The sequence below is a fragment of the Marinobacter sp. DS40M6 genome (assembly GCF_028581595.1).
GTDB lineage: Bacteria > Pseudomonadota > Gammaproteobacteria > Pseudomonadales > Oleiphilaceae > Marinobacter > Marinobacter salarius.
Genome location: NZ_JAFCAE010000005.1, coordinates 88,594 through 115,072 on the forward strand (window position 1 = coordinate 88,594; position 26,479 = coordinate 115,072).

The window sequence follows — 26,479 nt, forward strand, 5'->3', positions numbered from 1 at the left end:
ATCCCGTGTTTTACAATTTTTCACAGATTAAAGTTTTGTAAGACTTTCTAGAGCAGGAGTTCACCGTCCGGATTGGGTACGGCTGGCCTTCCAAAACACGCTCAAGCACATCCATGTGGCGCTTGAGCTCCGCCATCCATGGCTCCGCACAGTTTTGGAAGGCCAGCCGTACCCAATCCTAATCCGCGTTACCCAGACTTATTGTTCCCGGCTCCCAAAAACAGCTGATAAGCCTCATTGTCAGTCATGTTTTCGTAGCGGAAGCCAACCTTGTCGAGCATCTTCTCGAAGTCTTTCACTTCGTCGTCTTCCACCTGGGCGCCCAGCAGAACACGGCTGTAGGCCGCACCGTGGTTGCGGTAATGGAACATGGAGATGTTCCAGCGCGTGCCCAAGGACATCAGGAACTTCAGCAAGGCACCCGGGCGCTCCGGGAACTCGAACTGGAAAACCTTCTCGTTGGTGATGGTTGGCGCATGACCACCCACCATATGGCGAATGTGCTGCTTCGCCAGATCGCTCTCGGTCAGGTCAATCACTGAGTACCCGGTTTCCCGCAGGTCCTGGATAAGATCTTCACGGCCATGGCCGCCCGCCGCAATCTGGATGCCCACGAAGATGGTCGCATTGGTGGCATCGGCGTAGCGGTAATTGAACTCGGTGATGCTACGCTTGTGCAGAGCGTTGATGAACGTCTTGAAGGCCCCCGGTTTCTCCGGGATGGTCACCGCCAGGATGGCCTCGCGCTTTTCACCGATTTCCGTGCGCTCCGAGATATAGCGCAGGCGATCGAAGTTCATGTTGGCCCCACTGAGGGTGGCCACCAGGTTTTCATTCTCGATCTGTTCGCGCTCGATGTACTTCTTGATACCAGCCACGCCGAGCGCACCGGCCGGTTCGGCGATGGAGCGGGTGTCTTCAAAGACATCCTTGATGGCGGCGCAGATTTCGTCGGTGGAGACGGTGATCACCTCATCCACATAGTCCTTGCAGATCTCCCAGGGATACTTGCCGATCTGCTTGACGGCCACGCCATCCGCGAAGATGCCCACTTCGTCCAGTACCACCCGCTTGCCAGCCTTCATGGCCGCCTGCAGGCAGTTGGAGTCCTCGGGTTCAACGCCGATCACCTTGATTTCCGGGCGCAGGTATTTGATGTAGGCCGCCATGCCAGCAATCAGTCCGCCGCCGCCAACACAGATAAAGATGGCATGAATGGGTTTGCTGAACTGCCACATGATTTCCATGGCCACAGTGCCCTGCCCGGCGATGACGTCCGGGTCGTCATAGGGCGGGATGTAGGTGTAGCCGTGCTTCGCGATCAGCTCCTGAGCATGAGCTGCGGCCTCGTCAAAAGCGTCGCCCTTGAGAACCACTTTGGCGCCGTGATCACGCACAGATCGCACTTTGATCTCTGGCGTGGTCTGAGGCATGACGATGACCGCCTTGATACCCAGGTTCTTGGAAGCCAGGGCCACGCCCTGGGCATGGTTGCCAGCAGAGGCACAAATCACGCCCTTGGCTTTTTGCTCTTCAGAGAGCTGCGCAATCCGGTTGTAGGCGCCACGAATCTTGAAAGAAAACACCGGCTGAAGGTCTTCGCGCTTGAGCAGAATGTTGTTGCCAAAGCGCTTTGAGAGGCTACGGGCCTCGGTCAGCGGAGTCTCGATGGCCACGTCGTAAACACGAGCATCGAGGATTTTCTTTATGTAGCGTTGCGGCATGGGTCCGTCCGGAGTTGGATTGTCGTTGGGAAAACGGACAGTGTAGAAACTTTGCCGGGGTTCCGTCTATAAGCTCGCCCCACAGAAGAGCTATAATGGCGGCTTTAACCACACTTTCCTGCAAAACCGGAGTCGATCGATGAATCAGGACGAACTGAAGAAAGCCGTCGCCAAGGCCGCACTGGACCATATCAGGCCGCACCTGGATCAGGAGAGCGTTATCGGCGTGGGTACCGGCAGTACGGCCAACTGTTTCATCGATCTGCTGGCGGATATCCGCACCGATTTCGATGGCGCCGTCGCCAGTTCCGACGCCACGGCTGAGCGCCTGAAGAGCCATGGTATTCCGGTTTACGACCTCAACAGTGCCGGCCCCCTGGAGTTCTATATCGATGGTGCCGATGAGACCAATGAACGCCTGGAGTTGATCAAGGGGGGCGGCGGCGCCCTGACCCGAGAGAAGATCGTAGCGGCGGTGGCCAAGACGTTTATCTGCATTGCCGATGGGTCCAAGAAGGTGGATATTCTGGGCGCGTTTCCGCTTCCGGTGGAAGTGGTACCCATGGCTCGCAGCCACGTTGGCCGCGAAATCGTCAAGCTCGGCGGCGACCCGGTTTATCGCGAGGGTTTCACCACCGACAACGGCAATATCATCCTGGACATCCACAATCTGGATATTTCCCGCCCGCTTCAGGTGGAAGAGCAGTTGAACAACATTGTGGGCATTGTGACCAATGGCCTGTTTGCTCGGCGTCCTGCGGACTTGTTGTTGCTGGGTACCGAAGACGGGGTAAAGAGTTTCTCTCGACAGGACGACTGACTACGGAGGAGACCGTGAAGAGACAGGGACATCAGGGGCACGCTGTTAATACGTCCGTGTACGCTCGACAAAAACATCCTTGTTTTTGACGTCCCCTGATGTCCCTGCCTCTCCACGGCCTGGACTCTTTTCGGGCCTTCTGAAAACCAAGCGCTTGCTTGGTTGCTGAAATTGAGTGAGACTGCTTCCATGATTTTTGATCACAGGGAGGCTTTCCGTGTCTGATTATTTCAACGATACCCATGAACAGGTTCGCCAGAGTGCCCGCAAGTTCGTTGCCACTCATGTATTGCCCTATATAGACGACTGGGAGGAAGCTGGCGAGTTCCCCAGGGAGCTCTATAAGACCGCTGGGGAGGCCGGGCTGCTTGGGGTCGGTTTTCCGGAAAGTCTTGGCGGCATTGGTGAAGGCGATATTTTCATGAAAGTCGCCGTCTCCGAAGAGCTGATGCGATCCACCTCCGGCGGCCTGGTGGCTGGGCTGGGGTCGCTGGATATCGGCCTGCCTCCGGTGGCGAAGTGGGCGCAGCAGGACGTAAAAGCAGCGATTGTGCCCCCGGTGCTGCGAGGCGAGAAGATTGCCGCGCTGGCAGTTACCGAGCCCGGCGGCGGGTCCGACGTTGCCAATATCAAAACCCGGGCCGTCAGGGACGGCGATGACTACATCGTCAACGGCAGCAAAACCTTTATCACCAGCGGCATGCGTGCCGATCATTACACCGTTGCGGTACGCACCGGTGGCGAGGGCCATGGTGGCATCAGTCTGTTGTTGATTGACCGCGATATGCCCGGCTTTTCCACCGGCAAGAAGCTCAAGAAAATGGGCTGGTGGGCCAGCGATACGGCGGAGCTGTTTTTCGAGGACTGCCGGGTGCCTGCCAACCGCCTGATCGGTGCCGAGAATGCGGGCTTTATCGCGATCATGAGCAATTTTCTGTTTGAACGCCTCAGCTTATCCATCATGGCCTACATGACAGCCGAAATCGCCCTTGAAGCCTCGATAGCCTGGGCCGGCCAACGGGAGGCTTTTGGCCGGCCGGTGAACAAATTCCAGGTCACCCGTCACAAGCTGGTCGACATGGCCACCCAAGTGGACGTGGCGCGGGAGTATACCTATCGCTGTGCCGCGCTGATGCAGGCGGGCAAGAACCCGATTAAGCAGGTTGCCATGGCGAAGAACTTTGCGGTGGAGGTGTGCGAGAAAGTCACCCGCGAGGCCGTTCAGATTCACGGCGGCATGGGGTACATGCGTGAATCCGTCGTAGAGCGGCTTTACCGGGATGGCAAGATCCTGTCGATTGGCGGCGGTACCGATGAGATCATGAAGGAACTGATCGCCAAGCAGATGCGGTTGTAGCGGTAAGGCGATACCAACGTTTAGTTTCGATCCACACCATTGTCCCGTATAATTGCGCCCACTTTTTAAACGCAGTTAAACGCACTTCAGAAAGGATCGACCATGAACTTCGACCATATCCCTGCTGGCAAGAACCCGCCGGAAGACATCTACGTGGCCATCGAAATCCCGTCCAACAGCTCCCCGGTGAAGTATGAGCTGGATAAGGACATGGGCGCCCTGCTGGTAGACCGCTTCATGGCTACGCCAATGTTCTACCCGGCCAACTACGGCTTCATTCCCCACACCCTGGCTGACGACGGTGACCCGATTGACGTGCTGGTGGTGACCCCGTATCCGGTTCAGGCCGGTTCCGTGATTCGCTGCCGCCCGGTTGGCGTGCTGAACATGGAAGACGAAGCCGGTGGCGACGCCAAACTGGTTGCCGTACCCCACGACAAGCTCACCAAGAGCTACACCGACGTGAAAGATGTGGAAGATCTTCCGCAACTGCTCCGCGACCAGATCCAGCACTTCTTCGAGAACTACAAGACGCTGGAGCCGGGCAAGTGGGTTAAGGTTCAGGGCTGGGCCAACGCCGCCGAAGCCAAGAAGGCCATCGAAGCGTCCGTGAAGGCCTACAAAGGCTGATCGGCGACGCTTTCAGTCGATGACAAAAAAACCGGGCTGCGTGGCCCGGTTTTTTTTATGCGGCGATGCTGTACCGGCATCAGCCTCGGGTCAGCAGGTCACGCATGTCACTGATCGCAGCGCTGGCGCGGGACAGGTACGCCGCCATGGTCAATGAGTGATTGGCCAGCACACCGAAGCCGCTGCCGTTCAGAATCACGGGGCTCCACATTTCACCCTGCGCACCTTCCAGTTCGATAATGATCTGTTTGGCGCTGGCCAGGGCGTTCTTGTCGTTAAGCACCTTGCGGAAGTCCACTTCAATGGCGCGGAAGATATGCAACAGAGCCCAGGCACTGCCGCGCGCCTCATAGAACACGTCGTCTATCTTCGTCCAGGAGGTCTTGACCTCCTCGCCCATGACATCTTCCGACAGCGGGTCGCCGGGATTGACGTTGGACACGGCGTCGGACACCGACGCTTTGCCAACACTCTCACCAAGCGTTCGGGATAGACTGCCCAGGCGGGTTTCCAGGTCCGCCAGCCAGTTGGCCAGGTTGTCAGCCCTGGCGAAAAACTGGGCGTTGGGTTGATCGGGGCGTGATAAGCGGTCCAGGTAGCTATACAGGGCCTGGATGCCACGACGATACTCCGCCTCGGTGGAGGGAATGGCCCAGCTACCGCTGTCGAAGTGGAACTGAGGCTCAGCAATTGTCAGGTCAGGGTCCTCAGCGGACTGACTCTGGGAACGACTGATGTCCTTGCGCATGGCACGGGACAGGTCGCGAAGCTGAACGAGCACCCCGTATTCCCAGTTAGGCATGTTGTCGAGCCAAAGCCCCGGGGGGAATATGTCGTTCGAAACGTAACCGCCAGGCTTATCGAGAAGAGTCTCCGCCACCCGGATCATGGTTGCCGTTGTTGCGAAACCGGCCACCGGTTCACGCTGCATCTCATTGGCCACGGCGCGTGTGTGTTCGCGTACCGAGAAAACGTCTGGCTCGCTGCTCCAGATCATGCCTAGCACCAGGGCAACAAGCAGGTACACAACCACAACGGCCAGTATAAATTTGCCGACAACCCCTCCGCCGGTGTAGTCCTGAACGTCGTCTTTGCGATCACTGAAATACTGTCTGATTTTTCCTGGCATCGGTTTTCAGTTCCCCTGTTTGTCGTTTTATCCCGGACGCTATCCGTTCGCGCACTGCGAATACCATGAAGCAACGGCAACGTTTATGCAATTTGCGGCGTTTTTCGGCACTGTAACCGCGATCACACACTAATGTCCCACCTCAAATGGCCGGCCCAAATGGTACCCCATTGCGCCATCGATACCGACACCCTGCAGTGCCGCATATTCACCGGCTGTTTCAACACCTGTGACGTAGACCCGCACGCCGCGGCTGTGGGCGATGGTCGTCACGGATTCGAGGTAGAAGCGGTTGTCGTCGTGGCTGTCGATATCATGAACGAAGCTGTTATCAATACGCAGTGCCTGGAACCTCAGATTCCTCAGGTAGCTGAAGGGCACCCCGCCTACACCGAAGCGGTCGACAATCACCGGCACCTTGAGCCGGTTCAGCCCACGCACCAGGAGTCCTACCGCCGTCCGGTGGTGGTGAACAGCCTGCTCGGAAATACCAATCTGCAATCGCCAGCGCTCCTTGCCGGCAGCGGACAGCTGCTCCAGAAGTTCTTTGCGGAATGCCTCACTGGCCACCGAAACCATGCCCAGGCTTAACGCCAGGCGAGTGTCTGGTTCCGTATGCAGAAGCGCCAGGGAACGCTCAAGGACCCAGCGATCAATGTCGGGGATCATGCCAAAGCGTTCCGCCATGGGCACGAAAATACCAGCCTTGATCCAGCCTTCCTCCGTTCTCATCCGGGAAAAGACCTGATGGAACAGCACCCCGTTATCGCCATTGCTGATCATGGGCTGCATCCACAGCGACATCTGTCCCTGGGTGATCGCTTCGCCAATCATGATCCGCCACTTTTCACTGTCATGGTGCTCAGGCCGGTCGCGATCAGCGGCATGACAGGCAGATCCCTCCTCCATCTGTGCCTGCCGAAGCGCTTCGTCGGCCGCTGACATAAGCTCGCCCGCTTTGCGGGTTTCAGCAGCCTGGGCAATGCCTGCATGAACAGACACATCCATGGGAGCGGAGAGGTCGGAATAGATGCCATCCAGCTCTTCGACCAGTTGGCGACACCAGATCACCCCATCGGCACGTGAAACACCAGGCAGGAAGACAGCAAACCCGGCACCCGTCATGCGGCCGGCGAACGAATCGCTGTGCGCATGGACAAACGTATTCAGCGCCCCCGCAATGCGAACCAGCAAGCGGTCGGCCTCGTCGCGGCCATAACTCTGGTTATACTGGGCGAACTCTTCCAACTGGATCAGGAACAGCACCCCGGGGGCGGACCGCTCTTCCGATTCCACTTCAACCTTCAAGCGTTGCTCGAACGCCTGCCGGCTCGCAAGCCCGGTCAGGCTGTCTTCGTTGTTCACCTTGCGCAGGTGCTGGATCAGTTTGGCCTGCCCTTCAAAAAGTCGCCCGAGGTCATCCGCCATCTGGTTCATCGCGTGGGTGACCTGGTTCAATTCCCGCGTGGAGGTAATGTCGACCCGACGCCTGAAGTCCCGTTTACCCAAGGCCCTGGCCTGTTTCTCAACAGCCCTGAGCGGACGCATCAGGCGTGTCATCATCCAAAACAGGCCGATCAACCCAAGGCCACCAATCAGGGCAGAGCCGGCCACGATTCTAACCGTCACCACCCACAGGTCTTCGTAGGCCCGGCCAGGGTGGCTTACGACCCGCACCTTACCCAGTCGACTCCAGCCGCGCACCACTTCCGCTTCACCCACCGGCAGTGGCAGATCCGCCAGCGCCACAAACCAGCCCGGCACATCCACCTCACGCAGGGAGGTTTCCCGCCCGGCCACCTCCTCACCCTGATTATTGACGTAGACCACCGAGAGATAACGACCACTGTCGAAAACGGCATCGATCAATGAAGACGAGGCCACTGGATCGCGACCGTCAATGGCATTGGACAGGGACAGGCCAATGGCCGTGGCACCATCCCGGGCATGGCCCTGGAGCTGACCCGACATGTAGTCCCGGAACCGGTCAAAACTGACGCTGGCCGCCGCCACCAGCACAAGCAGCAACATGCCACCGGTAAACAGCAACAGCAGACTGCGCAAGGTAATAACACCTTGCTGGCGAGAGATCTGTCGGTCGTTTTGCGTCCGTGCCATCACTGGCAGCCCCTAGTCTGAAACAACGATTGTCGGCTATCTGGTGTGACCTGCCCCGCAGAGTTGACAAACATTTACACAGCGTCACCTACGCCGACAACATTAAACACTATAGACTCTGCAAAAAGACTAATGTTGAAAATATCCGCTTGTACCGGAAACGGGCGGCTCAGAACGAGAAAAACACAGGCCGGAGCACAATGAACGACGATAGCCAGAAAGACAAACTCAGGCAGCACTTCGCTCGCCGTGTCACCACCCAGGCGCGCGTCGTCCTGGATACATGGCAAAAGATCCACGAAGACACCGGCCAGTCTGCCGCCTTCAGGGGCGATTTTGCCAGGGCAGCCGACAAGCTGGTTCGCTACGCAAAGCGCTTCGACATGGAAAGCCATGCCGATTCCGGGCGCCAGGTTTTTGACCTGATCGGCGAGTGGCCGGAAGGCACCGCGCTTCCCGAAAGCCTGGATCGCAAGCTCCAGGACGCCATAGAGCAGCTGTCCCAATGCACGTTGAGACGGACCGACCAGGAAGCCAGCGAGGCTCCCCAACAGTATCGACGCACGCCCGTCTATATTGCTCTGGCCAGTGAAGAGATGGCCAGCCGCCTGATCCGCCAGCTTGAGTTCTTCGGCTTCCGTGCGTCAGCGTTCAACACCGCCGACAAGCTGATCGAAGCCTGCGCACTTCACAAACCCGAAACCATCCTGATGGACGTTAACTACGGCGGCGAGCCGCTGAGCGGAATTGCCACCATCGAGCGGCTTCAGGAGCGACACGACACACCCATCCCCATCATCTTCATGAGCGACGAAGATGGCACCATCCAAACCCGCCTGCGGGCGTCCCGCTGCGGTGGCGAGGAATTCTTCTACCCGGCGGTTGATCCCGGCCAGCTGATCGAGAAGATCGAGACCTACACCCACGGCAATACCGTTGAGCCCTACAAAGTGCTGGTGCTGGATGACTCCCGCGCTCAGGCCAAGTTCATGGAAACGGTTCTGAAAAAAGCGGGCATGAATGCCCACATCATCACCGATCCGATGGAAATCATTCATGCGCTGGAGTCGTTCTCGCCGGAGATCATCATTCTGGACATGTACATGCCTGGCTGCACCGGCATGGAAATCGCGCGAGTAATCCGCCAGCAGGACCGTTTTCATAGCGTGCCTATCATCTACCTATCCGCCGAAGAAGACGTTTCCAAACAGCTGCATGCCATGAGCCTGGGGGGCGATGACTTCCTGACCAAGCCGATTGACCCGAAACACCTGATCTCCACCATACACAATCGGGGCCGCCGCGCCCGGTCACTGCTGGCGCTGATGATCCGCGACAGCCTCACCGGCCTATTCAATCACACTCATACCCTGCACCTGCTCGATCAGGAGATCGTGCGGGCGCGGCAGAAAGACCAGCAACTGTGCTTTGCAATGATCGACATCGACTACTTCAAGAAGGTGAATGACACGTTTGGCCATCCCATTGGCGACCGCGTGCTGCGAAGTTTGTCCATGTTCCTGAAACAGCGCTTGCGCAAGACCGACCACATTGGCCGATACGGTGGCGAGGAATTTGCCATTATTCTGCCGGACACCCGCGAGAGCGATGCCCGCAATGTGCTGAACGAAATCCGCGAGCGTTTCTCGGAGCTGCTGCAACCGGCTGGCGACCGGGAGTTTAATGTCACCTTCAGTTGCGGCGTTGCCGCCTGGAAGGGTGATACCTCCCAGGCTCTCTGCGAACGGGCGGACAAGGCTCTTTACCGGTCCAAGGCCCAGGGCCGCAACTGCGTGACCGCCGCCGGCGACTGAGCCCAAACGCCACTGGCGGGCTCTCCCCAGCAACGGCCCCGCCCCGCTCTCGGGGCCGTTCTATGAAACCAACGTCTTATAGAACTCCTGATCCCCCTTCACGACAATGACCGTGCAAACGACAAAGATTGCTTGTGCGCGGGTAAGATTCTTTTCGACACAGAGATAAGATACTTTTCGACACACACCCGATTGTCAAAAAGTGTTGATCTGAAGACTTCAAGAACGCACCATTGTGGGAAAATGTCGCTAAATTCGGCGATCCTGTAAAAAAGTCAGCAAGGCAGACGAAATCATGTCGACCATACTCGTACTTCATGGCCCCAACCTGAACATGCTGGGAACCCGCGAGCCGGAGGTGTACGGCCACGAGTCGTTGGCGGACATTGACGACCGTTTGCACCGGAAAGCCGCCGAAGATGGCCATCACCTGCTACATTTACAGTCAAACGCGGAATATGAACTGATTGAGCGGATACATGAAGCCAGATCAGAAGGGGTTGATTTCATCATCTTCAACCCGGCGGCGTTCACCCACACCAGTGTTGCACTGCGGGACGCCATGTTGGCCTCGGGCATACCGTTTATTGAGGTCCATCTTTCCAACGTGCATGCGCGGGAAGCATTCCGTCATCACTCATACTTTTCTGATATCGCCGATGGCGTTATCTGCGGGCTGGGCAGCCTGGGGTACGACCTTGCACTCGAAGCCGCCCTGCAACGAATTCATCGATAGAACTGATTAAAACGGGATCGGACTGACTATGGACATTCGCAAGATCAAGAAACTTATCGAACTGCTGGAGGAATCCGACGTCGAGGAGCTGGAGATTCACGAGGGTGATGATTCTGTTCGCATCTCCCGGCGTCGTGAACAACTGGCTGCGCCACAGTATATGGCACAGTATCCGTCACCAGCACCCCAGCCCGCCTCACCGCAGCCGTCCGCGCCAGCCGCCGACGAGCCCGCAAAGCCGGCAGAGCCTTCCGGCCATGCGGTGAAGTCGCCAATGGTCGGCACCTTCTACCGCTCGCCCTCACCCACCGCGAAAGCGTTTGTGGAAGTCGGGCAATCAGTGAAAGCCGGCGACGTGGTGTGCATCGTCGAAGCCATGAAGATGATGAACCAGATCGAGGCAGACAAGAGCGGCACCATCGCCGAGATCCTGGTGGAGAACGGTCAGCCGGTCGAGTTCGACCAGCCGATGATCATCATTTCCTGAACCCGGTGATACTCTCATGGCTATGTTAGAAAAAGTCCTGATCGCAAATCGCGGCGAAATTGCCCTGCGTATCCTGCGCGCCTGCAAGGAGCTGGGCATTAAAACCGTGGCTGTCCACTCACAGATCGACCGCGACCTCATGCATGTTCGCCTGGCGGACGAGTCGGTCTGTATCGGCCCCAACAGTGCCGCAGACAGTTACCTGAACATCCCGACTATTATCAGTGCGGCTGAAGTGACAGATTCCGTCGGCATCCATCCCGGTTATGGCTTCCTCGCCGAAAACGCGGATTTCGCTGAACAGGTTGAAAAAAGCGGCTTTCGCTTTATCGGCCCCAGAGCCGACACCATTCGCCTGATGGGCAACAAAGTCTCCGCCATCAACTCAATGATTGCAGCGGGCGTCCCTACCGTGCCTGGCTCCGATGGCCCGTTGACGGACGACGACAACCGCACCCTGGAAGTCGCCCGTAGAATTGGCTATCCGGTCATTATCAAGGCCGCCTCTGGCGGTGGTGGCCGCGGCATGCAGGTGGTGCATTCCGAAGCGGCCCTGCTGAAGAGCGTGCAGGTCACACAGTCGGAAGCCAAGAACTCTTTCGGGGATGCTACGGTTTATCTCGAAAAATATCTGGAACGCCCCCGCCACGTCGAAGTGCAGGTACTGGCGGACACCCACGGCAACGTCATCCACCTTGGCGACCGTGACTGCTCCATGCAACGCAGGCACCAGAAAGTCATCGAAGAAGCCCCGGCGCCGAATATCGATCCGGAAGCGCGTGAGAAGACCCTGAAAGCCTGTGTCGACGCCTGCAAGGAGATTGGCTACGTGGGTGCAGGTACGTTCGAGTTCCTGTACCAGGACGGCGCCTTCTACTTTATCGAGATGAACACGCGGGTGCAGGTGGAGCATCCGGTGTCAGAGATGGTGACCGGTGTCGATATCGTTCGCGAGCAGCTGCGCATTGCCAGTGGCCTGCCCCTGCAATACACCCAGGACGAGATCAAGATTTCCGGCCACGCGCTGGAATGCCGTATCAACGCCGAAGACCCGCAAACCTTTGTACCCAGCCCGGGCAAGGTCAAGCACTTCCATGCGCCTGGCGGTAACGGTGTACGGGTAGACTCTCACCTGTACAGCGGCTACACCGTACCTCCATTCTACGACTCCATGGTCGCCAAGCTGATCACCTGGGGAGACGATCGGGAAATTGCCCGCCGCCGCATGAAGAATGCGCTGGATGAACTGGTGGTCGAGGGCATCAAGACGAACCAGGCGCTGCACAGAAAACTGGTACGCGATGGCGGCTTTAAACAGGTAGACTTCACCATCCATTATCTGGAAAAACTGATTCGGGACTGACCCGATCAGTCGATTCGTCTACCAAACAGGACACCCACATGCCCTGGATACAACTACAGATCCCAGCTGATCCGGATAACGCGGACCAGCTTGAGGATCTGCTCATGGAGATGGGCGCAGAAGCCGTCTCCATGGAAGATGCCGCAGACCAGCCCCTGTACGAGCCCGACCCGGGTACAACGCCGCTCTGGCACCAGACCAGTGTCACCGGCCTGTTCGGGTCCGATCGCGATATTGAAGAGCTCTGCGCCGCCGTTAAGGATGCCTGGCACCAGCAGACACAACAATCATTACCCGACATCGACGTTACCCTGGTGGAAGACAAGGACTGGGAACGCGAATGGATGGATGACTTCAAGCCACTGCGCTTCGGTGACCGGCTATGGATCGTGCCCAGCTGGCACGACGCTCCAGATCCCCACGCCGCCAACCTGCTGCTGGATCCCGGCCTGGCCTTTGGCACTGGAACCCACCCCACCACGGCTCTATGCCTGGAATGGCTTGATGGTCAGGACGTGACCTCACGGCAAGTGATCGACTATGGTTGCGGCTCCGGCATACTGGGTCTTGCAGCCCTATTACTGGGCGCTGACCACGTTATCGGAGTCGACACAGACCCCCAGGCACTGGAAGCCAGCCGGGAAAATGCTCGCCGCAACAAGGTCGAAGAAGAACGGCTGGACCTGTTCCTGCCCGGGGATGAACCCGATACCATGGCGGACATCATGCTGGCCAACATACTGGCCCAGCCACTGATTGGCCTGGCACCCAGGTTGGCAGCAAAGGTAAAACCGGGCGGTGATATTGTGTTGTCCGGCATACTGTCCAACCAGGCCCGGGAGGTCATGGAGGCCTACGAGCCCTGGTTCATCATGGACGAGCCGGAACAACGCGAGGAGTGGATACGGCTCACAGGACGGCGCAACGACAGGTGACGAATTCTGCCGAACCAACTAAACTCCGTGACTCGTAGCGATGCCGCCTACAGGAAAGAAGCATGACCCAGAGCAGCCTGCAGACACGATGCCCAAAATGTGAAACCCGGTTCCGGGTCACCGACGCACAGCTGAGCGTAGCCAGCGGAAAAGTGCGTTGCGGCAACTGCATGGCGGTGTTCAATGCCGTCGAACACCGGATAAACGAGGGAGCTTCAGGCATATCCAGCCCAAAGAGCGGCCCGCCCGCACCGGAACAGCAGGATGCTCCGGCAGATCCAGGGTTCACCTCGGATGATGACCTGATTTTTGCGGACAACCCTGAGGAAGATGCTGCCGAGGGCCCATACGCTGGTACCCGGCTGACCTTCTCCGACGACGAGTTGAGCGACAGCTTTCGCACTGTCGACGAGCGCAGCGGTGGCACGTTCGAGACCGACAGCGACGACGTAACCCACGAAAAAATCGATGAAAGCTGGGCCGAGGCGATGTTGTCCGAAGAAGACGACACCAGGCGCAAGACCAAGCCTGCCCCTGTTGAACCCGAGCCGCCAGAAGAAGAACCTGCGAAATTCGAGCAACCGGAATCAGAACCACTCGAGAACGAGCCATTTGATGAACAGGTCTGGGGTGAGCCCGAAGCAACACCACGGGAACCCGAAGACCTGAGCCTGGAACCGGTGGACAACGCCGATGGCTTCTACGTCGATGAACCCCAATCGTCGTCCTTCGACTATGATGCCGGGCCGGTAACCGACAACGAACCTCTTATCGCCGGCTCCCCCTACAGCAACCTGCGCAGGGAGCCGGTCTCTGTGGCAGGCAATGGCAGGGGCCGCGTGAGAACGGTCCTATGGACCCTGATTATCCTGGCACTGATCGGCGTCCTGGTGGCGCAAGTCACCTGGTTCCAGTTCGACCGCCTGTCTTCCATACCGGAACTGCGCCCGTTCTATGAACAGGGCTGCGAAATTGCCGGGTGCGAACTGAAACCGCTGATCAATGTGGATGCCATCCAGAGCCGCAAACTGGTGGTCCGAACCAATCCGGAAAACCGCAGCCAACTGGTGGTTGATGCCGTCATCATCAACCGGGCCGCTTTTGAACAGCCATTCCCCGCCATCGCCCTGACGTTCTCCAACCTGAATGGTGATGTGGTCGCCCAGAGTGTGTTCACACCGGACGAGTACCTGGCGGGAGACGGCCGTGATCTTGAGGCGATGCCGACCGATACCCCGGTCAGGATCGTCATCAACATCCGCGACCCTGGAAAGGACGCCGTGAACTACAATATCGCCTTCCGCGCCTATCAGGAGTAAGCAAGTCCTCACTCGACAGAAAGCGGGGGCGGCCACCGAATAGACTGAAAGTCAACCAGAAAGGACGAAAAATAATCAATTTTTTCATGGCTTCGCCCCTTCAATAGGATCTCTGCCAGCGGTATCATTACCGCCCTTCGGATCAGGATCGGTTACTTATTGAGCAGCCGATCACATCCGACGTTCGCTTAACCCGCTGTTACACGGATTCAGATCATGCTGCCAACGGCAAAAATCGGGCCGTACACCCTGCCCAATCCGTTGATTGTTGCACCTATGGCCGGTGTAACAGACCGGCCTTTTCGCCTGCTCTGCCGGCGAATGGGCGCTGGGCTGGCTGTATCCGAGATGGTCATTGCGGACAGCAAACTGTGGCATACGCGCAAGTCACAAACGCGCATGAACCATGAAGGTGAACCCGAGCCCCGCTCTGTGCAGATCGCCGGCGGCGACCCTGAAATGCTGGCCAACGCCGCCAGGCTGAATGCCGAGTTCGGTGCCCAGATCATCGACATCAACATGGGATGCCCGGCCAAGAAGGTGTGTAACAAGGCCGCCGGCTCAGCACTGATGAAAGATGAGGCGCTGGTGCGGGATATCCTGGAAGCGGTCGTGGCTGCCGTGGACATCCCGGTGACACTGAAGATGCGCACAGGCTGGGACAGGGAACATCGGAATGCGCCACTGATCGCCCGCATGGCAGAAGACGCTGGCATCCAGGCCCTGGCCATTCATGGTCGTACCCGCGCCGATGCCTATAAAGGCGAGGCCGAGTACGACACGATCGCCGACGTAAAGTCCCGGGTGAGCATTCCAGTATTTGCCAACGGCGACATAAACTCGCCGGAACAGGCACAGCATGTACTGAAGTTCACCGGTGCTGACGGGCTGCTTATTGGCCGTGGAGCACAGGGACGACCCTGGATTTTCCGGGAAATCCTGCATTTCCTGGAAACCGGAAAACACCTTGCGGAGCCGCCTGTGGATGAGGTGGAACAGGTATTAAGCGAACACCTGGACGCCCTGCACCGCTTTTACGGCGAGACCATGGGCGTACGAATTGCCAGGAAACACGTGGGCTGGTACCTCCAGTCCCACGACGAAGACAAACAGTTCAGAAAACGCTTCAACGCCATTGACGACGCGATGGCGCAGAAAGACAGTATTCAACAGTACTTTGCAGGCTTACGAAATGGAGAGGTATTCGCAGCATGACCGCTGAGACTTTGGCTAAAGACAACCTGACCCCACCTGCCAACGATGATATTCATCAGTTGCAAACGGTGAACAGCAGCGGCAACACGGTTACCCTGCGCGACAGCGTGGAAGTTGCCCTTAAAAACTATTTTGCCCAACTCGATGGCGCCCCGGTGACCGAGGTCTACCAACTGGTGTTATCGGAAGTAGAGGCCCCGCTGCTCGAGCAGGTGATGAAGTACACCCGCAATAACCAGACCAAGGCATCGACCATGCTTGGCCTGAACCGCGGCACCCTGCGCAAGAAGCTCAAACAGTACGGTCTGCTATAATCCAGCTACCCGATTGAAACGAGGGCCTCCCGGACACCATTCGCGAGGCCTTCATTCGTTCATACCCAGCAGAAATAAGTGACTCATGGCAAATCAGGCTAATACCCCCGTCCGTCGTGCGCTGATCAGCGTGTCCGATAAAACCGGTATCGTTGAATTCGGCCGTGCACTGACCGATCGCGGCATCGAACTGCTTTCTACCGGTGGCACCTTTCGCCTCCTGCAGGAAAACCAGGTACCCGTCACCGAAGTCAGTGACTACACCGGCTTTCCGGAAATGATGGATGGCCGGGTCAAAACCCTGCACCCGAAAATCCACGGCGGTATCCTTGGTCGTCGCAGCGTCGACGACGCGGTGATGGCAGAGCACAGCATCAACCCCATCGACATGGTGATTGTAAACCTCTACCCATTTGAGAATGCCATCGCCAAACCGGACTGCGACCTTGCCACCGCCATTGAGAACATCGACATTGGCGGCCCTACCATGGTTCGCGCGGCTGCCAAGAACCACAACGACGTGGCCATTGTGGTGAACGCCTCTGATTACAGCCGTGTTCTGAAAGAGCTGGAAGCCAACGACGGCGAGCTGAGCTACACCACGCGCTTTGACCTGGCCGTGAAGGCCTTCGAGCACACCGCCGGCTATGACGGTGCTATCGCCAACTATCTCGGCGGCCGCACCTCCGACAACGACAACGCCGATTTCCCTCGCACCTTCAACACTCAGTTCCTGAAGGTTCAGGACATGCGCTACGGAGAAAATCCCCACCAGCGGGCTGCCTTCTACACCGAGCGCAACCCCAGGGAAGCCTGCATTGCCACCGCCAAACAGCTTCAGGGTAAGGAACTGTCCTACAACAATGTCGCCGACACCGATGCCGCGCTGGAATGCGTCAAGCCCTTTGCCGATCCCGCCTGCGTGATCGTCAAGCACGCCAATCCCTGTGGTGTGGCCATCGGCGCCGACATCCTCCAGGCCTATGACCTGGCCTTCGCCACCGACCCCACCTCTGCGTTTGGCGGCATCATTGCCTTTAACCGCGAACTGGACGCGGAAACTGCCAAGGCCATCATCGACCGTCAGTTCGTGGAAGTGATCATTGCCCCGACCATCGCACGAGAAGCAGTGGAGCTGGTCGCCGCCAAGAAGAACGTACGCCTGCTTGCCTGTGGCGAGTTCGATGGCGAACGCGCCAAATCCATGGACTACAAACGCGTCACCGGTGGCCTGCTGGTTCAGGATCGTGACCTGGGCATGGTAGCGATGGAAGACGTCAAGGTGGTCAGCGAGCGTGAACCATCCGAACAGGAGCTGAACGACCTGCTTTTCGCCTGGGAAGTGGCCAAGTACGTCAAGTCCAACGCCATTGTCTACGCCAAGGCGGGCCGCACCATCGGCGTGGGAGCCGGCCAGATGAGCCGCGTCTACAGCGCCAGGATTGCCGGCATCAAAGCCGCCGATGAAGGCCTTGAGGTAAAAGGCTCGGTGATGGCGTCCGATGCGTTCTTCCCCTTCCGGGATGGTATCGACGCCGCCGCAGAAGCCGGCATTACCGCCGTGATCCAGCCCGGCGGCTCCATGCGTGACCAGGAAGTGATCGACGCAGCCAACCAGCACGGCATTGCCATGGTGTTTACCGGCATGCGCCACTTCCGGCACTAATCCGACACACAGGAACCGATCATGAATATTCTTGTTATAGGCTCCGGCGGACGCGAACACGCACTGGCCTGGAAAGCCGCTCAATCACCGGACGCTGACCGGGTGTTTGTTGCCCCCGGCAACGCCGGCACCGCCCGCGAGCCAGGCCTGGAAAACATCAACATTGACGTGATGGATCTCAACGGCCTGGCGGACTTTGCCGCGGCCAATAACGTGGGACTGACCATTGTCGGCCCCGAGGCGCCGCTGGTTGATGGCATTGTAGACCTGTTCGAAGAGCGTGGTTTGCGGGTGTTCGGCCCCAGTGCCGGTGCCGCACAGCTGGAAGGCTCCAAGGCCTTCACCAAGGACTTTCTGGATCGCCAGAACATTCCCACCGCCGCCTACGCCAATTTCACCGACGTGGACCAGGCACTGGATTATGTACGCAAGCAGGGCGCACCCATCGTGGTGAAAGCCGATGGCCTGGCTGCGGGCAAAGGCGTGATTGTTGCCATGACGCTGAAGGAGGCGGAAGACGCCATCCGCGACATGCTGGCCGGTAACGCCTTTGGTGATGCAGGCAACCGCGTCGTGGTTGAGGAATTCCTGGATGGCGAAGAAGCCAGCTTTATCGTCATGGTAGATGGCGAGCACGTATTACCCATGGCGACCTCCCAGGACCATAAGCGTGTGGGCGACGGTGACACTGGTCCGAATACCGGTGGCATGGGGGCCTACTCCCCGGCTCCTGTGGTCACTCAGGATGTCCATAAGCGAATCATGGACGAAGTAATCTATCCCACCGTGCGCGGCATGGCCGCGGAAGGCCACCCCTACAAAGGTTTCCTGTACGCCGGCCTGATGATCGATGGCGAAGGTACCCCCAAGGTCATTGAATTCAACTGCCGCTTTGGCGATCCGGAAACCCAGCCCATCATGCTGCGGATGAAATCGGATCTGGTGGAACTCTGCGGGGCTGCCATTGACGGCAAGCTTGACCAGTGCCGTTCAGACTGGGACGAGCGCGCTTCCGTGGGCATCGTGCTGGCTGCGGGCGGCTATCCTGGCAGCTACAACAAGGGCGACGTCATATCCGGGCTGCCAGAATCGGAAACCGAGGGCGAGAAGGTCTTCCACGCCGGTACCCGTTTGAACGGGGAACAGGTGGCTACCAACGGTGGACGAGTGCTGTGCGCCACGGCCCTGGGCAATACCGTCACGGAGGCACAGAAGCGCGCCTACGAGGTAGCTGCGCGCATTTCATGGGACGGTGCCTTCTATCGCAAGGACATTGCCTATCGCGCGATTGCCAGGGAAAACACCTGATAGCGCAGGCCCGAATCTGCCCACTCTTCGCAAGGAACGCTCTGATGGCTCAACGATCTGTCCTGTCGACCCTCTCAATACTGATCATCACCTTGATGATCAGTGCCTGTTCCCGCCAGGCTCTGTATGACAACGCCATTGGCTGGGAACGCTCCAGTGCCGGGCTGGAGGAATCCAGTATCACCGTTGGTGAGATGACCATTGCCTACCTGAGCAATGCAGAGCCGGTGGACGGCGACACCATCGTGCTCGTCCATGGCTTTGGCGCCAACAAGGACAACTGGACCCGACTGGCGCGGCAGTTGACGGATGAGTTCAACGTTTACGCCATCGACCTGCCCGGCCATGGTGACAGCAGCAAGGAGCTGGACCTGGGATATCGATTCGAGGATCAGGTCAGGCACCTGTCGAGGATTCTCGATGCTCTGGGCGTCCAGAGAGCGCACATGATGGGCAACTCCATGGGCGGCGCCATCACCGCTCTCTATGCAGCGACCTACCCGGACCAGATCCTCACCGCCACCCTCTTTGATCCGGCGGGAATTTTTGAGTACGACAGCGAGTTGGTCAGCCTGGTCATGGGCGGTGACAATCCGCTGATCCCCTCCCAGGAGGGCGACTTTGAACGCCTGGTTGATTTTGCGCTGGAGAAGAAACCCTTCGTGCCCTGGCCCATTTACGACGTCATGGAAGAGAAGGCCATTGCCAACCGCGACGTCAACGAAGTGATTTTCGATGCCATCCGGGATACCGGTTACGAGGATGACTTCCGCAATGCCATCACCCGCATCCAGGCACCGGTTCTGGTGGTCTGGGGTATGGAAGACCGGGTGATCAATTATCGCAACGCTGATGTGTTCGTCGAGCGAATCCCAGATGCCCGTAAAGTGCTTCTGGAAGGCGTCGGCCACGCCCCCATGGTCGAGGTGCCAGAAGAATCCGCACGCTTGTTCCGCGAGTTCGTCGCAACCGCCACCGGCCAGGGAAAGTGATCGCCAACGCGTGATAACTGGCACGACAAGTCAGTTTTGACTACACGGCCCGACGGAAACACGGTAGCCTTGCCAGAGCCTTGTTTCTAAACCGTGAAGTGACCCATGCCCGAAGCACTATGGATATCCTTTGCCTTTGTCCTCGGCCTGACGGTCAAAGCCATTGGCCTGCCGCCCCTGGTGGGATACCTGGCAGCAGGGTTTGTGCTGAGCGGTCTCTCCGCCGCCACTGACCTGGCCATTGAAGCTACCGATGTTCTTGAACACATCGCCCACCTGGGCGTCCTGTTGCTGCTGTTTACCGTTGGCCTGAAGCTGAAGCTACGTTCCATCATCAGCCCTGAAGTCATCGGCGGCAGCCTGCTTCACTTTGGCATCACCTGTGCGGTGTTTACCCCCGGCCTCTACCTGCTGATGGAACTCACGTGGCAGACTGCATTTCTGCTCGCCATCGCACTCTCCTTTTCCAGTACCGTGCTGGCCGCCAAGGTGCTGGAAACAAAGCGTGAACTGAGAGCCTTCCATGGGCGTGTCGCCATCGGAATCCTGATCATGCAGGATCTGATTGCCCTCGTGGTGATGAGTCTGGCCGCCGGCCAGACGCCCTCCCAGTGGGCGCTGATCATCTTTGGCCTGCCCCTGCTCAGACCGCTGCTGTTCAAACTGCTGGATGCCAGTGGTCACGATGAGTTGCTGGTTCTGCTCGGGCTCCTGCTGGCTCTGGTTCTTGGCGGGCTCGGTTTTGAAGCAGTGGGGCTGAGCTCGGAGCTTGGCGCCCTGGTGCTTGGCGCCATGCTGGCCAACCACCCACGTGCCCAGGAACTGGCCAAGTCGCTATGGAGCGTAAAGGAAATGTTCCTGGTGGGCTTTTTCCTGCAGATTGGCATCGGCGGCCTGCCGGATGGTGAGGCATTGCTGTTTGCAGCCGTAGCGCTGCTGGTAGTACCCCTGAAAGGGGTGCTGTTTTTCTTCCTGTTGCTGGCCTTCCGCCTGCGCTCTCGCAGCAGTTTCCTGAGCGCCCTGTCACTGACCAACTATAGTGAATTTGGCCTTATCGTGGCCAGTGTCGCCCTGCCGGAGTGGCTGGTCCCCCTGGCCATCACCGTGGCACTGTCCTTCGTGGTGTCTGCCCCCGTGAACCGGCTTTCCCACACGGTCTATGAGCGCTTCAGTGCCCGTCTGGCTCCCTTTGAGAGCCAGCGGCGCCACCCCGACGAACAACCGATCTCCCTGGGCAACACCAGATTACTGGTGATGGGTATGGGCCGTACCGGCTCAGCCGCCTATGACCAGCTTGCTCGTGAGGAGCCACTGATCAAGGCGCTTGACTCCGACCCGGCAAAGGTGGAAAAACACCAGAAGGAAGGACGCAACGTGGTCTTTGGTGACGCGGAGGACATCTCTTTCTGGCAGGGGCTGCACATGCCCGCGGTTGAAGCCGTCATCCTTGCCATGGGTGACATCGAAGGCAAACTGATCGCCGCCAGAAACCTTCGGAAAAAGGGCTTCACCGGCTATATTGTGGCGCATACCCTGTACGCCGACGAAGCAGAGCGAATTCGCGAAGCGGGTGCGGACGAGGCTTACCTGACCATGAGTGAAACCGGCGTCGCCCTGGCAAGCCAGGTGTTGCATCGCGACGGCCAGGCACCATCACCAACGGAGAACGCAAAAGCCTGATGCACGAACTCAAGGCTCCGGATAACAGCATGATGACCCAGATGACCTCCCTCCACGAGGAGCGTCTGGATTTCGTATTGCGTACCCTGAAGTCGACCGGGGCAAGGCGTGTACTCGACCTGGGTTGCGGTTCCGGCTCCCTGCTCTACCGCATGCTTGCCGACCCACAGTTCGAGAGCATAACCGGCCTTGAGGATTCCGGCGTGTCTCTTCAGCAGGCCCGCGCCGTGCTCGCTGAATACCTGTGCGAAGAAACTCCGAGGATCCGGCTGGTCCGCGGTTCCTACGCCGAGAGCAATCCTACCCTGACCGGCTACGATGCGGCCGCCATGGTGGAAACCATTGAACATGTCCGGCCAGAGCAGCTGTCGAGGGTGGAACGCGCGGTGTTCGGGGAATACCGGCCAGGGTATCTGTTCATGACCACGCCAAATCGGGAGTACAACCCCCTGTTCGACCTGGCGCCGGGTGAATTCCGCGAGGAAGACCACAAATTCGAATGGGACAGGCCCAAGTTCCAGCGCTGGGCCCGTGGTGTGGCCGAGCGCAACGGCTATGACGTGCGATTTGGAGGCATTGGAGACTACGTACCCGACGTTGGGCACCCTACCCAGACAGCATTTTTTACCCGCCGGGACTGATCACCGGGTTCGACGCCAGGCACTGAGCTCCGCAATGGTGTGCTGAAACTTACGGCGGGTTTCCCGGATGACAAACGGCACATCCCTGGGCGGCTGTATCTCTTCAAAATGGTGCGAGAGTATCTCTTTCATACCCTGATAGACCGTATAGGGTTGGCCATTGCGTTCGTATCCGCCAATCCAGTTGGCAATCGGGGTGAATTCATCCATCAAGGTATAGGGCGAGCTGATCACCAGGGTGCCGCCCAGAGCCAGGCGTCTATGGATGCTTTCCAGGAAGGCGCCCGGATCCTGAAGACGGTCAATCAGGTTGCCCGCGAAGACCAGGTCATAATCCACATGTTCCGGCCCCAGGTTGCTGGCGTCGCCGGTGGCAAACGATACTTTTTCAGTCGCCCGGTCGAGCCCCAGGGCATTCAGGCTCACCGTTACGCGTTCGCCAAGTTCCCCTTCGTCGCGGCGGAAGTAATCGATCTCTCCGGTCTTCTGCAGGGTAGTCGCCGCATCGATAAACCGGCGGGAAAGGTCCACTCCCACCACATGGTCAAAGACCCGGCCAAGCTCAAAGGCGGTTCGGCCCACCGCGCACCCAAGATCAAGCGCTCGTCGTTTATCCCGGCCTGCCATCAACTCCTGGCAGATACCGGCGCAGCGGGCGGGATAATTCCCCACTCCGAAATGGCTTTCACCAAAATGGAACCCCAGGTACTGCCCGAGTAGTTCGTCGGTTTCATAGACATTCATATCAAGATCCTCAGCGTGTACCAGAAGCCGAATCCGACAGCGCACAGGTGCGAAACCCGGTGTACACGTCGTTGCGAAGGGGCAGATAGGCTTGCCTGTAAGTGCCCCGGATCAGGCATGAAGATGTCGCACACCCACCACCCCGGGTCACCTTGTGATCACCGAACTGCAAGGTAGACATAAAGGGGTACATATCGACCCTGAATCCGTCATAGGGAAGAAACTGACTGCTGGTCCATTCCCAGACACTGCCGATCATCTGGCGACAGCCGGAGCGGCTATCACCCGCCGGATAATCCCACACCGGCTGCTGCGCCATGTGGGTGGCGTCGAGATCCGCATGGTCGGGTGTTGGGCGTTCATTCCCCCAGGGAAAACGACGAAAATCCTCGCCAATCCGGTTACCCAGTGCCGCAGCCTCCCACTCCACTTCTGTTGGCAAGCGGCGGCAGGCCCACTGGCAATAGGCCTCGGCCTCCCAATAGCTGACGTGGACGACAGGCGCATCCAGATTCAGGGCCTGCCAGCGGTCAAACACTCGCTCCTGCCATTCGCCCTCGTGCCAGCGCCAGTAAAGTGGATGCCTGGGCTCCCGCAACATTGGCTGGGAGCTGCCATGCACCAGGGCAGTATCGGTCTCGGTACTCAACCACTTGCGTCCTCCGAAAGACCAGAGTTCAGGTCGCCGGTAGCCATCATCCTCAACGAACGCCAGGAAATCGCGGTTGGAAACAAGGGTGCGGGAAATTGCAAACGGCTCCACCGTGGTTTCGAAACGCGGCTTTTCCCCATCAAAGGCAAAGTCGGTGGTGGCGTAGCAGTCAGACTCGCCCGGCATTCCAATCTGGTAGCGACCGCCGGGGATGAGTGCATCGCCGGGCAGAGGCTCCACACGTTCTGGCAAGGCGCCAACAATGCCGGGGGGAGCAGGCAGGGCAACCGTCTGCCGACACCACGTCATCGACTCAATGTGCATGTGCTGGTGATAAATGGCGTAGCGATAGAGGTACAGGGCCTCGTCGGTCAGTGGTTGCTGTGCGATGCGCGACGCAACACGATCGTAGATGGTGTTGAAATACTGAAGGGTTTGCTCACGGCCGGGGAAGAGTTTGCGACTCCAACGGTCTCCATGATCAATGTGAAACGAATCCCAGAGGTCATCCATGGACGGATCGTAGCTCGGGGTTCCATCCAGAAGGTTAAAAACGAACACTTCGTAGAAAAAGCTCGCGTGCCCCATTTCCCAAAGTGGCGGGTTCACGCCCGGGTGGTAGGGCACCTCAAGCTGCTCATCACTGAGGGAGTCCACCAGTTCAAAGGTCCGTTGGCGGGTCGCCTCCAACTCGGCCAGCAGTTCTGTTTTCTGCGCCTGTTCGCTCTGCGTCATGTCGGCTCCGTCGATTACCCGTTTCTCGCCTTCAGCATAACAGAGAGCCTGGTACAGGGAACGCTCTCGATGCTCGCGCTCATCACCCTTCATCACTCTTCGTCACCCCCAAACCAGCAGGATCATCGGTACGGCAACAGCGGTGACCAGGATCGACAGCGGCAAGCCCAAACGCCAGTAGTCGCCAAACTGATAGCCTCCGGGCTCCATCACCAGCGCATTCGACTGGTGACCGATGGGCGTCAGGAAGGCGCAGGACGCGCCGACCGCAACCGCCATCAGCACCGCATCGGAGGCCATGCCAAGTTCAGCGGACAGGCTCAGTGCAATAGGCGCCACCAGAATGGCCGCCGCCGCGTTATTGACCACGTTCGATAACAGCATGGTTCCCACCAGAACCATGACCAGCACGGCCGACGGGGCCAGTCCGTCACCAATTGCCAGCATCTGGCCGGCGATCAACTCTGCGCCACCCGTGGTTTCCAGCGCCTGTCCCACCGGGATCATCGCCGCCAGCAGCACAATCACAGACCAGTCGATGGCCCGGTAGGCACCGGGGGCGTCAATCAGCTTGGTCAAAACCATGGCCACAGCGCCGGACACCAACGCCACCGGGGCTGACAGCCAACCGCTGACAATGGCAACGATACTGATGATAAAGATGCCGGATGCCAGCAGGGTCTTGCGGGAAGAGCCCAGGCGCAACCCGCGTTCGGCCAGCGGCAGACAACCGAGGTTGGACAGCGTACCGGTCAGGGTGTCTTCGAAGCCCTGCACCAGCAGAATATCACCGGCATTGAAGCGAATATCCCCCAGCCGGCGCTTCAGCCGATGCCCCTGCCGGGCAACGGCAACAATATTGAGGCCGTTGCGCTCGCGCAAATTGAGGCGATTGGCCGTCTGCCCCACCAGGGAAGATTCAGGGGTGATCACCGCTTCGGTCAGCTGCACCTCACCTTCATTCAGTTCCTTTTTACGGCTTTTCCGTGCCGTTTTGTCCTCTTCGGATTCGGAGTCATCCTGGCTACCGAGTTCCAGGCCGGTGTTGTCAAGGAACGCCTGTAGGCTCTCGGTGTCCGATTCCACCAGAAGCAGGTCGTTCTCTTGCAGTACCTTGTAGGTTGATGGCGCAAGCTGGCGTTTGTCGTCGCGAATCAGCGCCAGCACCACCACGTCCCGGTCTTCCCCGCTTTCCGCCAGCAGGTTGTGGAGTGTCGCGCCGGCATGGGGAGAACCTTCGGGGATCTTCAGTTCGGTCAGGTAGTCGCCAACGCTGAAAAGCTTGTCGTCATCCCCACTTTCGTCGCCCCTTCTGGGCGTCAATCGCCACCCCACCAGGGCGATGAAAGCGACACCGGCAAAGGTGATCGCAGCGCCCACCGGCGCAAAATCGAACAGACCGAACGCTTCGCTGCCTTCCCGATAGCTGGCAATGATAATATTCGGAGGCGTCCCGATCAGGGTCATGGTGCCTCCAAGCAGCGAACCAAACGCCAGTGGCATCAGCAGCAATGAGGGCGAGCGCCCTGCCTCCCTGGACATCCACACCGCTACCGGCATCAACAGCGCCAACGCACCCACGTTGTTGATAAAACCGGAACAGAGCGCAACGACCGCCGTCAGGGTAAGCACCTGTATGGTGGGTCGGTGCCCTACCTTCCCCAGGAACCGGGCTATGTTATCCACCACACCGCCATTCACCAGGCCCTGACTGATCACCAGAACCGCCGCAACGGTCACCACGGCAGGGTGACCAAAGCCGGCAAACAGTTCGTCAGTGGGCACCAGCCCGGCAATGGCAATCGCCAACAACGCCAGCATCGCCACCACATCGAACCGCAGCCGGTTCCAGATGAACAGAGCCAGCGTGGCCCCCAACACTGCGAAGACAATTCCCTGCTCTGTGGTCACGCCTACCCCTTAATTTTACATCCGACGGTTTATCGTCGGTTTAACATGGATTATTTGTGCCTGATATCGCGCATGCCGCATGAATTTCTGGTAACTTTCTTCCCGTAGCGGTCTTTTACGAGCGCAGCACCATCTTTCGATTACAACGGGTGACATGAACACCCCATCAGGGAACAACAGGTACAAGGG

Annotated in this window: 22 protein-coding genes; 16 read left to right on the forward strand and 6 right to left on the reverse strand. The window is 58.5% G+C overall.

Going from position 1 to position 26,479, the window contains the following annotated elements; all coding sequences use genetic code 11:
* Positions 1–188: 188 nt before the first annotated feature.
* On the reverse strand, positions 189–1,724 hold the full coding sequence (gene ilvA / locus JJO78_RS14205; protein ID WP_075194262.1) for a threonine ammonia-lyase, biosynthetic: 1,536 nt from the start codon (positions 1,722–1,724) through the stop codon (positions 189–191).
* Between the two features lie 139 nt (positions 1,725–1,863).
* Here ilvA and rpiA point away from each other — a divergent pair, with 139 nt between their 5' ends.
* The 3 genes from rpiA to ppa all read left to right on the forward strand — a co-directional run bounded on the left by rpiA (position 1,864) and on the right by ppa (position 4,531).
* Entirely contained in the window at positions 1,864–2,544 is a 681-nt protein-coding gene (gene rpiA / locus JJO78_RS14210; RefSeq protein ID WP_075194261.1) for a ribose-5-phosphate isomerase RpiA, read from the forward strand.
* Positions 2,545–2,761: 217 nt separating this feature from the next.
* Positions 2,762–3,901: an acyl-CoA dehydrogenase family protein gene (locus tag JJO78_RS14215; protein WP_041332550.1), complete on the forward strand. Its 1,140-nt coding sequence runs from the start codon at positions 2,762–2,764 to the stop codon at positions 3,899–3,901.
* Between the two features lie 102 nt (positions 3,902–4,003).
* Complete coding sequence (gene ppa / locus JJO78_RS14220; RefSeq protein WP_036210530.1) at positions 4,004–4,531, forward strand: inorganic diphosphatase; 528 nt, start codon at positions 4,004–4,006, stop codon at positions 4,529–4,531.
* A gap of 79 nt (positions 4,532–4,610) precedes the next feature.
* Here ppa and JJO78_RS14225 read toward each other — a convergent pair whose 3' ends face one another.
* The gene (locus tag JJO78_RS14225) at positions 4,611–5,660 is read right to left on the reverse strand and encodes a DUF2333 family protein (RefSeq protein ID WP_036210533.1); all 1,050 of its coding nucleotides are present in this window, start codon (positions 5,658–5,660) and stop codon (positions 4,611–4,613) included.
* A 129-nt stretch (positions 5,661–5,789) separates the two neighbouring features.
* Positions 5,790–7,778 (reverse strand): bifunctional diguanylate cyclase/phosphodiesterase, encoded by a 1,989-nt coding sequence (locus JJO78_RS14230; RefSeq protein WP_075194260.1) that lies wholly within the window; start codon positions 7,776–7,778, stop codon positions 5,790–5,792.
* 200 nt (positions 7,779–7,978) lie between these two features.
* Here JJO78_RS14230 and JJO78_RS14235 point away from each other — a divergent pair, with 200 nt between their 5' ends.
* From JJO78_RS14235 to JJO78_RS14295, 13 genes are all read left to right on the forward strand, one after another.
* Positions 7,979–9,592, forward strand: coding sequence for a diguanylate cyclase (locus JJO78_RS14235; protein ID WP_036210539.1), 1,614 nt, complete (start codon positions 7,979–7,981; stop codon positions 9,590–9,592).
* A 295-nt stretch (positions 9,593–9,887) separates the two neighbouring features.
* Positions 9,888–10,328, forward strand: coding sequence for a type II 3-dehydroquinate dehydratase (aroQ, locus tag JJO78_RS14240; protein ID WP_036210542.1), 441 nt, complete (start codon positions 9,888–9,890; stop codon positions 10,326–10,328).
* 28 nt (positions 10,329–10,356) lie between these two features.
* Complete coding sequence (gene accB / locus JJO78_RS14245; RefSeq protein WP_007154161.1) at positions 10,357–10,815, forward strand: acetyl-CoA carboxylase biotin carboxyl carrier protein; 459 nt, start codon at positions 10,357–10,359, stop codon at positions 10,813–10,815.
* A 16-nt stretch (positions 10,816–10,831) separates the two neighbouring features.
* Positions 10,832–12,178 carry an acetyl-CoA carboxylase biotin carboxylase subunit gene (accC, locus tag JJO78_RS14250; RefSeq protein ID WP_036210545.1) on the forward strand — a complete coding sequence of 449 codons (1,347 nt, stop codon included), beginning with the start codon at positions 10,832–10,834 and terminating at the stop codon, positions 12,176–12,178.
* Positions 12,179–12,216: 38 nt separating this feature from the next.
* Positions 12,217–13,113: a 50S ribosomal protein L11 methyltransferase gene (gene prmA / locus JJO78_RS14255; RefSeq protein WP_075194259.1), complete on the forward strand. Its 897-nt coding sequence runs from the start codon at positions 12,217–12,219 to the stop codon at positions 13,111–13,113.
* 62 nt (positions 13,114–13,175) lie between these two features.
* Positions 13,176–14,432, forward strand: coding sequence for a DUF3426 domain-containing protein (locus tag JJO78_RS14260; protein ID WP_075194258.1), 1,257 nt, complete (start codon positions 13,176–13,178; stop codon positions 14,430–14,432).
* Between the two features lie 219 nt (positions 14,433–14,651).
* Complete coding sequence (gene dusB, locus JJO78_RS14265) at positions 14,652–15,647, forward strand: tRNA dihydrouridine synthase DusB (protein ID WP_174447645.1); 996 nt, start codon at positions 14,652–14,654, stop codon at positions 15,645–15,647.
* The gene (gene fis / locus JJO78_RS14270) at positions 15,644–15,961 is read left to right on the forward strand and encodes a DNA-binding transcriptional regulator Fis (protein ID WP_007154166.1); all 318 of its coding nucleotides are present in this window, start codon (positions 15,644–15,646) and stop codon (positions 15,959–15,961) included. The genes dusB and fis overlap by 4 nt, the downstream gene beginning before the upstream one ends.
* 85 nt (positions 15,962–16,046) lie before the next feature.
* The gene (gene purH, locus JJO78_RS14275; RefSeq protein ID WP_041332548.1) at positions 16,047–17,627 is read left to right on the forward strand and encodes a bifunctional phosphoribosylaminoimidazolecarboxamide formyltransferase/IMP cyclohydrolase; all 1,581 of its coding nucleotides are present in this window, start codon (positions 16,047–16,049) and stop codon (positions 17,625–17,627) included.
* 21 nt (positions 17,628–17,648) lie between these two features.
* On the forward strand, positions 17,649–18,935 hold the full coding sequence (purD, locus tag JJO78_RS14280) for a phosphoribosylamine--glycine ligase (protein ID WP_075194257.1): 1,287 nt from the start codon (positions 17,649–17,651) through the stop codon (positions 18,933–18,935).
* Positions 18,936–18,979: 44 nt separating this feature from the next.
* Positions 18,980–19,927, forward strand: coding sequence for an alpha/beta fold hydrolase (locus JJO78_RS14285; protein WP_127401889.1), 948 nt, complete (start codon positions 18,980–18,982; stop codon positions 19,925–19,927).
* Between the two features lie 105 nt (positions 19,928–20,032).
* The gene (locus JJO78_RS14290) at positions 20,033–21,607 is read left to right on the forward strand and encodes a cation:proton antiporter family protein (RefSeq protein WP_036210567.1); all 1,575 of its coding nucleotides are present in this window, start codon (positions 20,033–20,035) and stop codon (positions 21,605–21,607) included.
* Positions 21,607–22,248 carry a methyltransferase domain-containing protein gene (locus JJO78_RS14295; protein WP_075194255.1) on the forward strand — a complete coding sequence of 214 codons (642 nt, stop codon included), beginning with the start codon at positions 21,607–21,609 and terminating at the stop codon, positions 22,246–22,248. Before JJO78_RS14290 ends, JJO78_RS14295 begins: the two co-directional genes overlap by 1 nt.
* Here JJO78_RS14295 and JJO78_RS14300 read toward each other — a convergent pair whose 3' ends face one another.
* The 3 genes from JJO78_RS14300 to JJO78_RS14310 are packed head-to-tail and all read right to left on the reverse strand — an operon-like array spanning position 22,249 to position 26,290.
* The gene (locus JJO78_RS14300) at positions 22,249–22,992 is read right to left on the reverse strand and encodes a putative 4-mercaptohistidine N1-methyltransferase (RefSeq protein WP_041332547.1); all 744 of its coding nucleotides are present in this window, start codon (positions 22,990–22,992) and stop codon (positions 22,249–22,251) included.
* Between the two features lie 10 nt (positions 22,993–23,002).
* Positions 23,003–24,472, reverse strand: coding sequence for a selenoneine synthase SenA (gene senA / locus JJO78_RS14305; protein WP_226910029.1), 1,470 nt, complete (start codon positions 24,470–24,472; stop codon positions 23,003–23,005).
* Positions 24,473–24,481: 9 nt separating this feature from the next.
* Entirely contained in the window at positions 24,482–26,290 is a 1,809-nt protein-coding gene (locus tag JJO78_RS14310) for an SLC13 family permease (RefSeq protein ID WP_036210577.1), read from the reverse strand.
* Positions 26,291–26,479 lie beyond the last annotated feature (189 nt).